The following is a 14654-nucleotide window of genomic DNA, read 5'->3' as shown; positions in this document are numbered from 1 at the left end:
CTCAACAATCGGCGGGCAGGTCGGCACGGGCGAGCTCGAACGCGATCGCCGCGTGGTGGAGATCGGGCCGCTCCAGGAGGCCGTCCAGGATGACCGTGGACAGGCCGAGCGCGAGGTAGCCGGAAAGCACCTCGGCGACCTCGGCGTGGCTGCCGACCAGGTAAGGCGAGAACGTCTTGTACGACCTGAACGGGTAGAGCCAGTACGGGTCTTCCCGCGGCGACGCTTGGACGGCGTCCCGGGAAAGCCTGCGGTGCCAATGGGATTCGGCGCTTTCGGACGCGTACTCGTGGAGTTCTTCGCCGAGCTCGTCGAGCGGGAACCGTTCGTGGGCGACCGCCCACGCCTCCTCGGCGGTTTCCCGGGCGATGATCCCGAACCCCGCACCCGTGCCCCGCAGCGGCGATGTCCCCTCGTAAGCGCTGATCTCGTGCGGGTAGGACAGCCGGGTCGCGCCCAGTTCCCGCTGGACGCGGCGGCAGGCCTCGGACGCGCCGGAGACGTAGAACCCCGGCATCAGCTCCGGGGCCAGCCGCGGGGTCAGGTTCGCCGAGTCGAGTTCGTAGTATGCGCCGGAATGGCTGACCGGACGTCCCGCGGTGAGCACGAGCTGCAACACCTTGCCGTACTCGGCCAGCCGGTCGTAGCGCCGGTCGTGGTCCAGGGAACACCCGGCTTCCCGTAGGTGACGGGCGAACCCGCCGCTCACCAGGTTCAGGTCGACGCGGCGGTCGCAGAAGTACCCGAGCGTGTTGATCATCCGCGCGGCGCTCAGCGGGTGCATGTAGATCGGGTTGACGGCCACCAGCGGGACGAGGTTGTCCGTGTGCTCCAGGATCAGCTGGGCCGCCGACCACGGATCGAGCGTCGAGTTGTCGGTGTGGGTGAGGATGCCGGTGAACCCGGCCTGCTCGGTCGACCGCGCGACGTCGATCAGCAGCTTCCGGTACGCCGCGGGGGAATGGCCGTCCATCGGCGGGCAGGCGGTGTAGACGGTCACCATCGGTTTTGTCACCGCCTTTCCCCGGGCCGTCGGTGGTTCCGCCGCCGCGCGGCCGTGGTGTTGCGCGTCCGGGGGCTCGCGGCCCGTTCGACGGCGGCCCGGGGCGCGCGGAGGACCTGGGCGAGCGCGGAGATCGTCGGGTACGCGAAGAAGGCGGTCAGCGGGAGGTCGATGCCGTGCCGGTCGCGCAGTTCCTGCTGGATCCGCACGACGAGCAGCGACGTCGTGCCGGCGTCGAAGATGTTCTCGGTGACGCTGACCCGGGAGACGCCCAGCACTTCGCACCACACCTCGTGCAGCAGGTCCTGGCTGGGCCCGTCCGGGGCGACGTGGTCCGCGCTCGGCGTCTGTTGCCGGGCGAGGGCCTTCAAGGCGTTCCGGTCGGTTTTCCCGTTCGGCGTCAGCGGAAGGTCCGGCACGGTCAGGACGCGGTTCGGCACCATGTACTCGGGCAGGCGCTGCCGCAGGAACGCCCGCGTGCGGTGCTTCAGGATCCGCAGGAGCGCGCCCTGCCGCGGGTCGTTGGTGACCGGGCCGCCGATCGCCGGCTCTTCGTGGACGAACGCCGCGCCGCGGCCGAACGTCGTCCGGACCCGCCCCTGCTCGGGGAACCGCGAGGACCAGGCGTGGTGCGCCCGGCGGCCGTGCCGGGCCGCGATTTCCTCGAGGTCCTCCAGCGACCACGGGGGAACCGGCACGTCGTCGGCCAGCAGCGCGGCGAACCGGGCGACGCGGGCGTTCGGGATGCCGTCGACGACGACGTCGGCCGCGTCCGCCGCGCCGAGCAGCCGGTCCAGGCCCGCGAGGTCGCCGATCCCGGCCCAGTCGTGGTGCCCGGCGGGCCGCTCCGGGCGTTCGCCGCCGATCCGGAGCAGGACGTCGTAGCGGAAGCGGGTCAGCTCGTTGTCGAAGCCCGGCGCCTTGAGCGAGACCTGGATCCCGGTGATCGACGGGATGGTTTCCCGCAGTGCGGCGAAGTAGCCGGGGTCGACGAGCAGTTCGTCCTCCTCCAGTGCGGCCCGGGCGGCGAGGCCGCGCAGCTCGTCGGTCCGCAGCCGCTCGTCGGTCCGCAGCACGCTGGCGTGGAACGCCTCCGCCAGTCGCAGGCTCCGCAGGTCCCCGACGAAGATGTGGCCGCCGGGCGCGACGATCCCGCTCGCCTCGGCCAGCACCGACGTCAGGTAGTCCCGGCTCGGGAAGTACTGGGCGACGGAGTTGAGCACCACGCAGTCGAACCGCTCCCCGGCGGCCACCTCGCCGAGCTGCGTGGCGGTGGCCGTGGCCAGCCGCACGCGCTCGTCGAGCCCCCGCCGGGCGACCGCCTCCGCCACGTGCCCGACGGCTTTCGCGGAGAAGTCGACCCCCAGGTAGCGCTCGGCGGCGGGAGCCAGGCGCAGCAGGAGCAACCCGGTGCCGCAGCCGATTTCCGCGAAGGTGCGGGCGCCGGTCCCGGCGATGCGCTCGACGGTCCGCGAGATCCAGTCCCGCATGTGCGGCTCGGGCAGCGGCTGCTTGGTGTAGCTGCTCTGCCAGCCCTTGAGGTCGAGGTCGTCCGCCGCGGCGGGTTCCCCTTCGGCGTAGGTGTTGTCCCACAGGGTGCGCCAGTCGTCCGTGGCGCCGTCAACCGAGCCGGAGCCGGACCGCTCCGGCTCGGTCGCCGGCGTCACGAACGTGATCAGCTGGTCCTGGACGGCCACCGTGCAGGCGTCGCGGACGCCGGGACAGGCGCGCACGGCGACGTCGACTTCGCCGGGTTCCACGCGGTGGCCCCGGATCTTCACCTGGTCGTCGAGCCGTCCGAGGTACTCGAGGTGCCCGTCGGACCGCCAGCGGACGACGTCGCCGGTGCGGTACACCGGCACCCCTCGCACCTCGGTGAACCGCTCCGCGGTCAGCTCGGGCCGGCCGAGGTAGCCCAGGGCCAGGCCCGCGCCGCCGATGCACAGCTCGCCCGGCACCCCGAGCGGGACGGGCCGGCCGGCGGCGTCGGTGACGAACAGGCTGGTGTTCGCGATGGGCCGGCCGAGCCCGGTCACGGTGTCCGACGGCCGCAGCACGGCCCGCGTCGACCAGATGGTGGTTTCCGTCGGGCCGTAGAGGTTGTGGACTTCGGGGCCGAGCGCGGTCAGCGCCTGGGCGAGCGAGTGCGGCAGGTGCTCCCCGCCGCTCCAGATCTGCCGGAGCGCCGGGGGCGCCACGCGGGTGGTCGCGGTGTAGAGCTTCCAGGTCGCCGGCGTCGCCTGCACCACGGTGATGTCCTCGTCGGAGAGCAGCCGGTGCAGGCCGTCCGGGTCACCCCCGATGCCGGCGGGCCCGACGACCAGCGTCCCGCCGGTCAGCAGCGGCAGCCAGAGCTCCAGCCCCGCGATGTCGAAGGAAAGGGACGTCAGCGCGAGCAACCGGTCGTCGGCGCCGAACCCGGTCTCGGCCGCGAAGTCGTCCAGGAGGTTCCCGAGGCTTGCGTGGCCGACCGACACGCCCTTGGGCCGGCCGGTCGAGCCCGAGGTGTAGATGACGTAGGCGACTTTGCCGCCGTCCGGCACCGGCCGGGCGGCAGGGGTGGCGGACATCGGCTCGTCCAGCAGCAGCACTTCGGTGCCATCGGGTACCGGGATCCGGTCCGCGAGTTCGCGCGTGCTCACCAGCACCTTGAGGCCGGCGTCCCGGGTCATGTGCGCCAGCCGGGCGCGGGGGTACGCCGGATCGAGCGGGACGTACGCGCCGCCGGCGTGCCAGACGCCGAGCAGGCCGGCGGGCAGGTCGCGGCCTCGGGGGAGGGCGACGCCGGCCGGCTCGCCCGGCCGCAGCCCGCGGGCCGCCAGCTCCGCCCCGATGACGGCGGCGCGCTCGGCGAGCTGGGCGTGGGTGTAGTCGCCGTCGGCCGCCTTCACCGCCACGCGGCCGGGATGACGGCGTGCCGTCTCGGCCAGCCGCGCGGGCAGCGCGCGGGAGTCGACCGGCCGCACCGGGCCGGTGCCGAGCTCGGCCAGCGTGGCCCGCTCCCGGGCGTCGGTCAGGTCGATGCCCTCGACGCGGACGCCCGGGTCGGCGGCGGCGAGGTCCCACAGCCGTCGCAGGTGCCGCTCGAAGCGCTCCGCGGTCACCGGTTCGAAGAGGTCGGTCGAATAGCGCAGCCGGGCTTCGAACCCCTCGTCGAGCAGCGTGACGTCGAGTTCGAGGTCGAACGGCGAGGTCCCGGCGAGCGGCTCGACCGGCTCCAGCCCGGCGCCGGGCAGGTCGAGCCGCGGCCCGGGTCCGGTCCGGACCGTCGTGCGCACCTGGACCAGCGGGTGGTGGGACAGGCTGCGCTCGGGCGCCACGCCGTCGACGAGTTCCTCGAACGGGACGTCTCGGGAGGCGGCGTTCAGGTACGCGTCACGGACGCGCTCGAGGCAGGTGGCGAACGAGGGATCGGCGGTGAGGTCCACCGGGATCACGAGGGTGTTCGCGAACGACCCGATGAGCTGGTCCGCCTCGGCCGGGCGCCCGGCCGAAGGTGTCGCCACCAGCAGCCGCGGCTGCCCCGACCACAGCCCGAGGACCACCGAGAACGACGTCAGCAGCAGCATTTCGAGAGTGGCGCCGTGCTCCCGCGCCACCTTCTCGAGGGCGTGCGCCCCGGGAACCGGGACGTGCCACGACGAAACCGCCGCCGCGAACGTCTGCACGGCCGGGCGGGGGCGGTCGGCCGGCAGGTCGAGCACGGTCGGGAAGCCGGCCAGCTCGGCCAGCTGTGCCGCCCGCTCTTCGAGAGCCTGCGGCGTGCCCACCCGCGCACGCTCCTCGGTCGCGTGGTCGACGTACCGGACCGGCGGGGCGGGCAGGTCCGGGACCGTGTCGTGCCGGTAGTGCTCCGCGACCTCGCGCAGGAAAACGTCCATCGAGCGCGTGTCCGCGACGAGGTGGTGGAGCACGAACACCAGCGCCGCACCCGGCACCACGCCCACGCGCAACGGGGGCGTGGTGCCGAGGTCGAAGGGCTCGCGGGCGAACTCCTCGACCGCGGCGGCCGAGCCGAGCTGCCGCACGGTGACCCCGGCCCGGTCCAGTACCTCCTGGACGGGGACGCCGTCCACGACACCGAAGCGGGTCCGCAGCGCCTCGTGCCGCTCGACGACGTCGTTGACCGCGCGTTCCAGCGCCGGCACGTCGAGCTCGCCGCGGACGGCGAACCGGGCGCACCGGTGGTGCACGGCGGTGCCCGGCACCAGCTGCTCGGTGAACCAGAGCCGCCGCTGCGACAGCGAAGACGGGAACGTCATCGATCGGCCTGCTTTCCCGCCAGTTCCGCCGGGTCGATCCCGGGGCAGTGCCCCCGCAGCGCGGGGTGCAGCCAGGGCGTCCGCGCGAAGGCCCGGGGTGCCACGTCGATCCGCCGCGCCCGGTCGCGCTCGGCGTAGGCGTCCCAGTCGACCCGCACCCCGCGTTCCCACAGGGCGCCGACGGCCTGGAAGATGTCGGGCTGCGCGGCCAGGACGGCCTCCTCGGCCACGCCACCGCGCCGGGCGGCGGCAAGCAGTTCCGTCCCGCCGCCCAGCTGGAGGTACACGGCGTCCGGGTGCTCGGACACCACCGTGCGCACGGCTTCGCCGACCGGCACGGGCTCGCCGAGCTGGACACCCCAGTACCCGGGATCGCCCGCTTCTTCGGCGGTCAGCCACGACCCGGTGACGCCGGAAACCACCGGCGTGCCGGGTGCGTGCAGCCGCACCTCCCGCAGCCGGCGGGCGAAGTGCGCGGCCGCCTCCGAAGGCGTGTCCGCCAGGGCCTGGCCGCGCCAGCACACGGCCCGGGCGGCGTCTTCTGCCGAGAGGACCCCGCTCAGCTGCGCGGCGGTCAGCTCGCCGGCGCCCGGCCCCACCAGCACGTCGGGCCGGATCCCCAGCTCGCCGAGGAACGCGTGCTGCCCGATGCCCAGCAGGTGCAGCACCGGCGGCGAAACCGGCCCGCCCGCGCGGACGGCGTCGCGTACCGCCGCGAACGTCGCGGGGTCCAGCGTCTGCGCCATGACGGCGAGGCTTTCGTCCACAGTGGACCGGAAGACCGGCTCGGTCCGGTAGAGCGCGAGGGCCGCGCCGGCGTCCTCGTCCGGGAGCAGGAAGACGAGCGGCGGCGGCCCCGGGGGAGCCGTGCGGAACCGGTCCGGGTCCGGCCAGGTGCCGTTGCCCTCCAACGGGATCAGCGCGGTCGTGCGCGCGGCGAGCCCCGGGCGGCCGGTCCGCAGCGTGTGGCCGATGTCCTGCCGGACGTCGGCCGGGGCACCGTCCACGGCGGTGCGCACCGCCTCGACGGTCGCGCGCAGGCGTTCCGGATCGTCCGCGGACAGCGGAAGCAGCTGCCACGACCGCCCCCGGCGCGCGGCGAGCCGTACCTCCGCCTCGGCGTCCCCGATGATGACGTGGGCGTTCGTCCCGCCCAGCCCGAAGGAACTGACCGCGCCGTAGCGGCCGGTCGCCGAACGCGGCCACGGGACCGGCCGGTCCGCCAGGGTGAACGGCGTACCCCGCAGGTCCACGGGCGGCGCGCCCGTCAGCAGGGGCGCGTTGGGCGGGATCCGCTCGTGGCGCAGGGCGAGCAGGCAGGCGATGAGGCCGGCCGCGCCGGCCGCCGCGGTGAGGTTCCCGATGTTCGCCTTGACGGAGTGGAGCCGGCACGCGCCCGCGCCGCCGAACGCCTGGGCCGCGGCCTCGATCTCCAGCGCGTCCCCGATGCTCGTGCCCGAGCCGTGGCCTTCCAGCAGGCCGATGCCGTCGGCAGGCACCCCGGCGACGTCGAGGGCCTCTTCGATCAGCTCGACCTGGCCGGCGACCCCCGGTGCGGTGAAGCCGGCGCGTTCCCGGCCGTCGTTGTTCACGGCGGTGCCGGCGACCACGCCGAGGATCGGGTGGCCCGCGGCCAGCGCGACGTCCAGCCGGCGCAGGAAGACGACGGCGGCGCCGTTGCCCTCCACCGTGCCGTCCGCCGAAGCCATGTACGGTTCGCACCGGCCACGCGGGGAGTTGATGCTGCCCTCGGCGAACAGGTAACCCGCGTCGCCCACGTCGAGCGCCACACCCCCGGCGAGCGCGGAGTCGCACTCCCCGGCCAGGATCGCCTGGCACGCGAGGTGGACGGCGACGCTCGAGGACGAACAGGCCGTCAGCACGGTCATCGACGGACCGGTGAGGCCGAAGGCGTAGGAAACCCGGTTGGCGAGGTAGTCCGGGTCGGTGCCGACGGCGAGGGCGGCCGCGTCCACGTCGAGGCCGGCGGCGGCCGAAAGGTATTCGATCCGCGGGCCGTAGCCGCTCGTGCGCGACCCGAGGAACACCCCGACGCGATCCGGCAGCGAACCGATGAAGCACCCCGAGCTTTCCACCGCCCGGTAGCATTCTTCCAGCAGCACGCGGTGCTGCGGGTCGGTCAGCTCCGCCTCGGGCCCGCTGAAGCCGAACGCCGCCGGGTCGAAGCCGAGACTGTCCGCCATCGGGTAGGTGACGGGCACGTACGCCGGATCCTTGTACCGCCGCTCCGGAACGCCGCGCCGCGTCAATTCACCTTGGCCCATTTCCCGCCGCCCGGTCTTGCCGGTGCTGATCAGCTGCCAGAAATCCGCGGTGTTCCGCACGCCCGCCGCGCGGATCGACATTCCCACCACGGCAACACGATCGGACACTGGAATACCCACCTCACCACTAGCGTCGGGCAAGCCGCCGGCCACGAGCCCCATCCTGTCCCGCCGGCGAGACAGACGCAAGAATCCTTGCCGCCGTCGTGCTGCCGGTCGTTAGACTGCGGCCGTGGCGAATCCTTTCGAAGACGAAGAAGGCGTTTACCTCGTCCTGGTCAACGACCAGAACCAGCATTCCCTGTGGCCCGCGTTCAGCCCCGTGCCCGCCGGCTGGAAAGCGGTGCACGGCGAGGACACGCGGGCGAACTGCCTCGAATACGTCTCCACGCATTGGACGGACATGAGGCCGGCCGGCCTGGTCGAAGCCATGGCCGCGGAACAGTGACGGAGAAGGGCCGGGACATGACGAGCGACAGCGAGTTCCGCAACTCCATGGATGCCCTGGTGGTCGGCAGCGTCCGGGAGCTCACGGGGAAGCCGGGCATCGGTCTCGAAGACGACTTCTTCGACATCGGCGGCAACTCCATCATCGCCATCCGGCTCGGCCGGGTGCTGAGCGAAGAGCTGGGGATCCCGCGCACCGTCCGCATCATCCTGAAGAACCCGGTGCTGGGTGAGCTCAGCGACGCGCTCAGCGCCCTGGCCGCCGATCCGGCGTGAGGCCGCCGGGCCGGTTCAGGAGCCGGCGGCGGCCCGCCGCAGCATTTCCGCCGCCCAGGCCTCGACCGGCTCGCTTTCCTTGCCCGCGGCCCGTTTGATCATCTCCAGGTCCTCCGCCGAAAGCTGCAGGGCGAGCAGCGGCGCTTCGGGTGCGGGGCCGGCGAGAGCGGCGTCGGCCGGAGCCGGTTCGATGCTGTCCATGACCGTGCCGCTCCCGGTTCCTGCCTGGGTGATCTCGCCCTGCTGGGCGAGCTTGCTGCTGCGGATCTGGCCGCGGAGCTTGTTTCGGCTCCAGGTCGCCTCTTCGGCCTTCCTCAGCCAATAGTCCTGTTCGGGCCGGTCGAGCGCCACGACTTCGAGGTGGTGGCTGAAGCTCAGGCCCTGCCGGCGGCGGGACAGCGGGAACCGGCGGGCGACCCAGGTGTAGTTGCGGAGCGTCTGGTAGCTGAGCGACGTCCGCTGCACGGCTTCCCGGTAGCGGTCGTGGAACGTGGATTCGCCGTAGACGAGCCAGTCGGCGATCCACCAGGTCGAGGAGTCCGCGAAGGAGAAGAGGTTGCTGCCGACCTTCTCCCACGTGCTGAGGCTGTGCTTGGCCGTGAACAACAAGCCGGACTTGTGGAACTGGACCCCCGCCTCGGGCGGCCGCCCGGCGGTTTCCGCGGTCGCCCGTGGCGCCGCCGCCCCGTCCGGGCGCGACGAGATGGAACCTGTACGCATCGTTACCCCCCAGGTACGCTTCGTGCATGCTGCACCACCGACTATAACAGCGAGGACTCGGTCCGGAAGGCCCTTTATCGATCTTGGTCGGCCCGGCCGGGCGGCGCCGCCGCGCGGGCCGGTGGCCGGGTGCGCAATGCGTGAAATCCGGGTCAAATGGCAGCGGGGCAAACTGCTCGCCTCGTCCCGGCGGCGATGTCTCGCCGGCGGGACAAGCGAGCGGTCGTGGTTTGTTCATCGGTGATTTCCGGTGCGGGGATCGGGTACTGTCGGGCTGACTGTCCGCGCGCGGACATGGCTGATCGGTGGGAGGACTTTCGTGTCACGAGCGCGTCAAGCTGATTTGCACGGCTCGCCGGATTCAGGGGGTGGCGGAACCGTCGCCGACGGCCATTCGCGAGTCGTTTCCGCGTCGTCCGCCCAGCGCCGGATGTACTTTTCCTCGGTGCTGCGGCCCGACAGTTCCGCCGATATCTGGGGAACCGTTCTCGCCGTCGAGGGAAATCTGCTATTCGACCGGCTCGAACGCGCGCTCACGGTGCTGGCCGAACGGCACGAAACACTGCGCACCACGTTTCTCGAGCGTGGTGGCGAAGTCCTCCAGGTGGTGCACCCGGCCGGGCCCGTGGCGGCCGGCCTCGCCGTGGCACCGGGGGAATCGCCGGGCGGACGCCGGGCCTGGGCGGAAACCGAGGCCAGGAAGCTGATCGGCCGCCCGTTCGACCTCGCGTCCGGGCCGCTGTGGCGAGCCGGCGTGATCCGGGTGTCGGACGCGCTGCACCTGCTGGTCTTCGCGTTCCACCACATCATCATCGACGAGGTTTCCGCGCAGGTCTTCGCCGAAGACCTGCGGCTCGCCTACGCCGACCCGGACGCACCGGGCTTCACCGGGCCGGCCGCGCAGTACGCCGACTTCTGCCTGCGGGAGAAGGCGCTCGGCGTCGATCGCGCCGGCCTGGACCACTGGCGCGACCGGCTGGCCGGAGTCCAGCCGACGCGGTTGCCGGAAGACGGCGGGGAAACCGCGGGCGGGCTCGCCGGCGCCCGGTTGCCGATCGCCCTGCCCGAACACACGCTCGCGGAGTTCGAAGCGTTCTGCCGGGAACGCTCGGTCACGCCGTTCACCGGCCTGCTCGCCGTCTACTTCGTGCTGCTGCAACGCTGGACCGGAACGGCCGACCTCGCGGTCGGCACGCCGGTGCTGAACCGGTCGCACTCGGAGTTCTTCCGCACCATCGGGTTCTTCGCCAACACGGTCGTGCTGCGCTGCCGGGTCACGCCGTCGCTGACCTTCGACCGGTTCCTCGACGCCGTGGTCGACACGGTGCACGACGCGCTGGAGTACCAGGACGTCCCGTTCGAGGTGGTGGTGGACGAGGTCGCGCCCCACCGGGACGCCGATCGCAACCCGCTGTTCCAGGCGGCCATCGGTTACGGCTCGCTCGACCCGGGCGAGGTGTGGGCGCTCGACGGCCTGCGGGTCTCGCCCGTGGGGGAGCCCGCGGAGGTGCCGGCGATCCAGTTCGACCTGACCCTGGACATCCAGCGGCTGGCCGGCGGCACCACCTGCACCGTCGAATACGACCGCCGCCGGTTCTCCGCCGAAGCCATGCGGCGGTTCGCCGGTGCCTACGCGCACCTGCTCGCCGCACTCACCCGCTCGCCCGGCGTCCCGATGGGCAGCGTCCCGTTGCTCGACGAACGGACGCTGGCGGAAACGCTGGCGCTCGGCGCGGGCGAAGCGCACGACGCGCCGCCCGCGGACCACGCCTCGGCGTGGGACCTGTTCGCCCGGACCGCCGCGGCCACCCCCGATCGCGAGGCGGTCGCCGCGGACGGCGAACAGCTCACCTTCGGCGAACTGGCCGGCCGCGCCCGGACGATGGCCGCGGCCCTGCGGGCCCGGGGCGTGCGGCTCGGCACGGTCGTGGGGATCTGCCTGCCCCGGCGCGGCGACCTGATCGCCGCGATGCTCGCCACCTGGTGCGCCGGCGGTGCTTTCCTGCTGCTGGACCCGCAGCAGCCGGTCGCCCGCCGCCGCCTGCTCCTCGAGGACCCGGGCGTTTCCCTCGTGGTCGCCGACGAACCCTTCTCGGACGTGGAGACGGTCTCGGCGGCCGTGCTACTGGCAGACGCGGCGAAGCCGGTGGACGAGTTCGCCGCCCGCCCGGGCGCCGCCCCCGCTTACGTCGTCTTCACCTCGGGTTCCACCGGGCAGCCGAAGGGCGTGCTCGTCGACCACGCGAGCGTGGTCGCGCTCGCCACCACCCAGCTCACGCCGATCTACGCCCGGCTTCCCGCGGGCCGCCAAGCGAATATCGGCGGGTTGAGCTCGGTGACGTTCGACGTGTTCGTCAACCAGTGCCTCGGGATGATCGCCTTCGGCCACCGGCTGCTGCTGATCGGCGAGGAAGAGCGGATGGATCCGGTGCGGCTGCTCGCTCGCGGGGCGGACCCCGCGTCGGCGATCGACCTGCTGGACTGCAACAGCAGCCAGATGGAGGTGCTGGTCGACGCCGGCCTGCCGGCCGTGCCGCACCCGCCGAAGATCCTCGTGATGGGCGGCGAAAGCGCGTCCGACCGGCTGTGGCGGCGCCTGCACGAGCAGCCCGGGCTGGTCGCGTTCAACATGTACGGCATCACCGAGTGCACGGTGGATTCGGCCGTCGCGGAGATCGGCGAGCACCCCCGCCAGGTCGCCGGGCGCGCGGCCGGGACGTCGCGGCTCTACGTCGTCGACGACCAGCTCCAGCTGCTGCCGCCGCTGTTCGTCGGCGAGATCTGCATCGGTGGCCTCGGAGTGGCCCAGGGGTACGTGGGCCGGCCCGCGCAGACCGGCGAGCGGTTCGTCGCCGACCCGTTCAGCCCGGTGCCCGGGCAGCGCATGTACCGCACCGGCGACCGGGGCCGGCTGCGGCCCGACGGGCAGCTGGAGTTCTGGGGCCGCGTCGACGACCAGGTCAAGGTGCGCGGCCTGCGCGTCGAGCCCGGCGAGGTGGAAGCCGCGCTGCTCGGGCACCCCGCCATCGCCCGCGCTGCCGTCTTCGCAACCGACCCGGGCACCCGCGCGGCTCGGCTGGTCGCCTGCGTCCTGCCCGCCGAGGGCACCGGGGCGGAGCTGACGCCGTCCGCCGTCCGGGAATTCCTGCGGGGCCGGCTCCCGGCCGCGCTGCTGCCGGACCGGGTGGCGATCCTCGGCGAATTCCCGGTCACCCCCAACGGCAAGCTGGACCGCAAGGCGTTGTCGGCGATCGAGATCCCGGGTGCCGAGCCGGAACCGGCTTCGCCCGCGGCACCGCCCGGGGACCCGCGGGTCCGGCAGCTGTGCGAGATCGTGGCCGAGGTCGTCGGCGTGCCGCACGCAGGCCCGGAGGACAACTTCTTCGACCTGGGCGGGAATTCGCTGCTCGCCATGACCGTCATCGGGCGGGTGCGCACCGCACTGGGCTGCTCGGTGCGGATCCGCGCGTTCTTCGAAGCGCAGTCGATCGGCGAGATCGCGGACCGGCTCGGCGCCGACGACAGCGCACCCCGGCCCGCCCTGCGCCGGCGAGGTGACGCCTGATGGACACCCTGCTGTCCCGGTTGGCGGAGCAGGACGACGCCGAGGCGATGGCCGGCTACGGCGGCCAGGTCACCTACCGCGAGCTCGCCGCGCGCACCACCGCCTGGCTGGCCGAGCTCGACCGGCTCGGCGTGGCCGCGGGCGCGGTCGTCGCGGTCGTCGGGAACGCCTCACCCGAGGTCGTCGCGCTCTTCACCGCCCTCGCCGTCCGCCGCTGCGTCGTAGTTCCCTTCGCGCCCCACGATCCGCCGGCGGGGGAGCGGGCGCGCCGGATGGCGACGGCGCACGTGACCGAGGTCGTCGAGTTCGGCGGTCCCGGCGAGTGGACCGCCACGACGGTCGCGGCACCGGACGAGCCGCGGCCCGAGCTGACGGCGAAGCTCGCCGAGTCCGGGGAAGCCGGCCTGCTGCTGTTCTCCTCGGGCTCGACGGGGGAGAGCAAGGCGGCCCTGCTTTCGCTGCCGCGGCTGCTCGGCGGGTTCGGGGCGGTGGCCCGCCCCCGGCGGACGCTGCAGTTCATGGCCCTGGACCACATCGGCGGCGTCAACACGCTGTTCCGCACCCTCCTCGGCGGCGGCACGGTGATCACCGAGCCGCGGCGCACCCCGAAGCACGCGTGCGAGGCCATCGAACGCCACCGCGTCCAGGTGCTGCCGACCACACCGACGTTCCTCAACATGCTGCTGCTGTCCGGTGCCCACCGGGAGCACGACCTGTCCTCGCTCGAGCTGATCACCTACGGCACCGAGCCGATGCGCGAAGTCACCCTCGCGCACGCGGCGGAGGTGTTCCCGCACGTGCGGTTCAAGCAGACCTACGGCCTGACCGAGACCGGCATCCTGCCCACGCGGTCCGTCTCGTCGGATTCGCTGCGGATGGCCGTCGGCGGGCACGGGTTCCGCACCGAGGTGCGCGACGGCGTGCTGTGGATCAAGTCGCCCAGCGCCATGCTCGGGTACCTCAACGCGCCCAGCCCGTTCGACGACGACGGGTGGCTGAACACCGGGGACGCGGTCGTGGTGGCCGGGGACGGGACGCTGCGCGTGCTCGGGCGGCGGTCGGCGCTGATCAACGTCGGCGGCGAAAAGGTGTCGCCGGCCGAGGTCGAGGACGTGCTGCTGCGCGCGGGCAACGTCGCCGACGTCGTCGTGTCCGGCCGCGCGAACGCGGTCACCGGCGCGATCGTCGTGGCCACGGTCGAGCTGGCCGAGCCGGAGGAGCGGAAGGCGCTGAACCGCCGGCTGCGGCAGTTCTGCGGCGAACACCTGCCGTCGCACAAGGTCCCGGCCGTCATCACGGTCTCGGACCGGCCGTTGCACGGTGAGCGGTTCAAGCGGAAGGGAGGCGCGCTGTGACCGACGAGCGTCCGGTGGCGGTGGTCAGCGGCGGCAGCCGCGGGCTGGGGCTGGCCCTGGTGACCGACTTCCTCGACCGCGGGTACCGGGTGGAGACCTTCAGCCGGCGGGAGTCCGCCGAACTGGCCGTGCTGGGCAAGGAGACCGACTCGCTTTTCTGGTCCGAAGTGGACGGAACGGACGCGGACGCGGTGGCCGGGTTCGCCCGCGCGGCCGTGCGCCGCCACCGTCGCATCGACGTGCTGGTGAACAACGCCGCGATCGGGCTCGAGGGCCTGCTGACGATGACGTCCCCGGCGGCGATCGACGCCGCGCTGCGGACCAACTTGACGCTGCCGGTGCTGCTCGCCCGCGCCTGCCTCAAACCCATGCTCGCCCGCCGGGCCGGCGTGGTGGTCAACATGTCGTCGATCAACGCGTTGCGCGGCCAGACCGGCGTCGCGGTGTACGGCGCCGCGAAAGCCGCGCTCGACGGGCTGACGCGCGGGCTCGCCCGCGAGGTCGGCCCGGCCGGCGTCCGCGTGGTCAGCGTCGCCCCCGGCTACTTCGAGAGCGAGATGACCGCCGGCATCGGCGACGACCGGCGACGGCGGATCGTGCGCCGGACCCCGCTGGGCCGGCTCGGCTCGGTCGAGGACGTGCTCGGCGTCGTCCGGTTCCTCACCTCGCCCGCGGCGAGCTTCATCACCGGCCAGACCATCACGGTCGACGGCGGCTACACCTGCTGAACGGGAGTGTGCA

General features: G+C 73.1%; 9 protein-coding genes. 5 read left to right on the top strand and 4 right to left on the bottom strand.

Annotation, left to right across the window (positions count from 1 at the left end; all coding sequences use genetic code 11):
* Position 1: 1 nt before the first annotated feature.
* Genes Q5425_RS27770 through Q5425_RS27760 form a run of 3 tightly spaced genes read right to left on the bottom strand, consistent with a single transcriptional unit; the run spans position 2 to position 7658 of the window.
* Positions 2 to 1015 (bottom strand): LLM class flavin-dependent oxidoreductase, encoded by a 1014-nt coding sequence (locus Q5425_RS27770; RefSeq protein ID WP_308675262.1) that lies wholly within the window; start codon positions 1013 to 1015, stop codon positions 2 to 4.
* Positions 1012 to 5265, bottom strand: coding sequence for an amino acid adenylation domain-containing protein (locus Q5425_RS27765; RefSeq protein ID WP_308675261.1), 4254 nt, complete (start codon positions 5263 to 5265; stop codon positions 1012 to 1014). The genes Q5425_RS27770 and Q5425_RS27765 overlap by 4 nt, the downstream gene beginning before the upstream one ends.
* Entirely contained in the window at positions 5262 to 7658 is a 2397-nt protein-coding gene (locus Q5425_RS27760) for a type I polyketide synthase (RefSeq protein ID WP_308675260.1), read from the bottom strand. The genes Q5425_RS27765 and Q5425_RS27760 overlap by 4 nt, the downstream gene beginning before the upstream one ends.
* A 124-nt stretch (positions 7659 to 7782) precedes the next feature.
* Here Q5425_RS27760 and Q5425_RS27755 point away from each other — a divergent pair, with 124 nt between their 5' ends.
* The gene (locus Q5425_RS27755; RefSeq protein ID WP_308675259.1) at positions 7783 to 7998 is read left to right on the top strand and encodes an MbtH family protein; all 216 of its coding nucleotides are present in this window, start codon (positions 7783 to 7785) and stop codon (positions 7996 to 7998) included.
* A gap of 17 nt (positions 7999 to 8015) precedes the next feature.
* A complete protein-coding gene (locus Q5425_RS27750) occupies positions 8016 to 8273 on the top strand; it encodes a phosphopantetheine-binding protein (protein ID WP_308675258.1) in 258 nt (85 codons plus the stop codon).
* Between the two features lie 15 nt (positions 8274 to 8288).
* Here the strand turns inward: Q5425_RS27750 and Q5425_RS27745 are convergent, their stop codons facing one another.
* Positions 8289 to 8993: an LmbU family transcriptional regulator gene (locus Q5425_RS27745; protein WP_308675257.1), complete on the bottom strand. Its 705-nt coding sequence runs from the start codon at positions 8991 to 8993 to the stop codon at positions 8289 to 8291.
* A 250-nt stretch (positions 8994 to 9243) separates the two neighbouring features.
* Here Q5425_RS27745 and Q5425_RS27740 point away from each other — a divergent pair, with 250 nt between their 5' ends.
* The 3 genes from Q5425_RS27740 to Q5425_RS27730 are packed head-to-tail and all read left to right on the top strand — an operon-like array spanning position 9244 to position 14641.
* A complete protein-coding gene (locus tag Q5425_RS27740) occupies positions 9244 to 12558 on the top strand; it encodes an amino acid adenylation domain-containing protein (RefSeq protein ID WP_308675256.1) in 3315 nt (1104 codons plus the stop codon).
* The gene (locus Q5425_RS27735) at positions 12558 to 13913 is read left to right on the top strand and encodes a fatty acid--CoA ligase family protein (protein WP_308675255.1); all 1356 of its coding nucleotides are present in this window, start codon (positions 12558 to 12560) and stop codon (positions 13911 to 13913) included. The genes Q5425_RS27740 and Q5425_RS27735 overlap by 1 nt, the downstream gene beginning before the upstream one ends.
* The gene (locus tag Q5425_RS27730; protein ID WP_308675254.1) at positions 13910 to 14641 is read left to right on the top strand and encodes an SDR family oxidoreductase; all 732 of its coding nucleotides are present in this window, start codon (positions 13910 to 13912) and stop codon (positions 14639 to 14641) included. The genes Q5425_RS27735 and Q5425_RS27730 overlap by 4 nt, the downstream gene beginning before the upstream one ends.
* Positions 14642 to 14654 lie beyond the last annotated feature (13 nt).

Source organism: Amycolatopsis sp. A133 (assembly GCF_031082405.1).
In the GTDB taxonomy this organism is placed as follows: domain Bacteria; phylum Actinomycetota; class Actinomycetes; order Mycobacteriales; family Pseudonocardiaceae; genus Amycolatopsis.
Note: the sequence above shows the minus strand (reverse complement) of the source record. Positions and strands in the feature narration are given on the sequence as shown.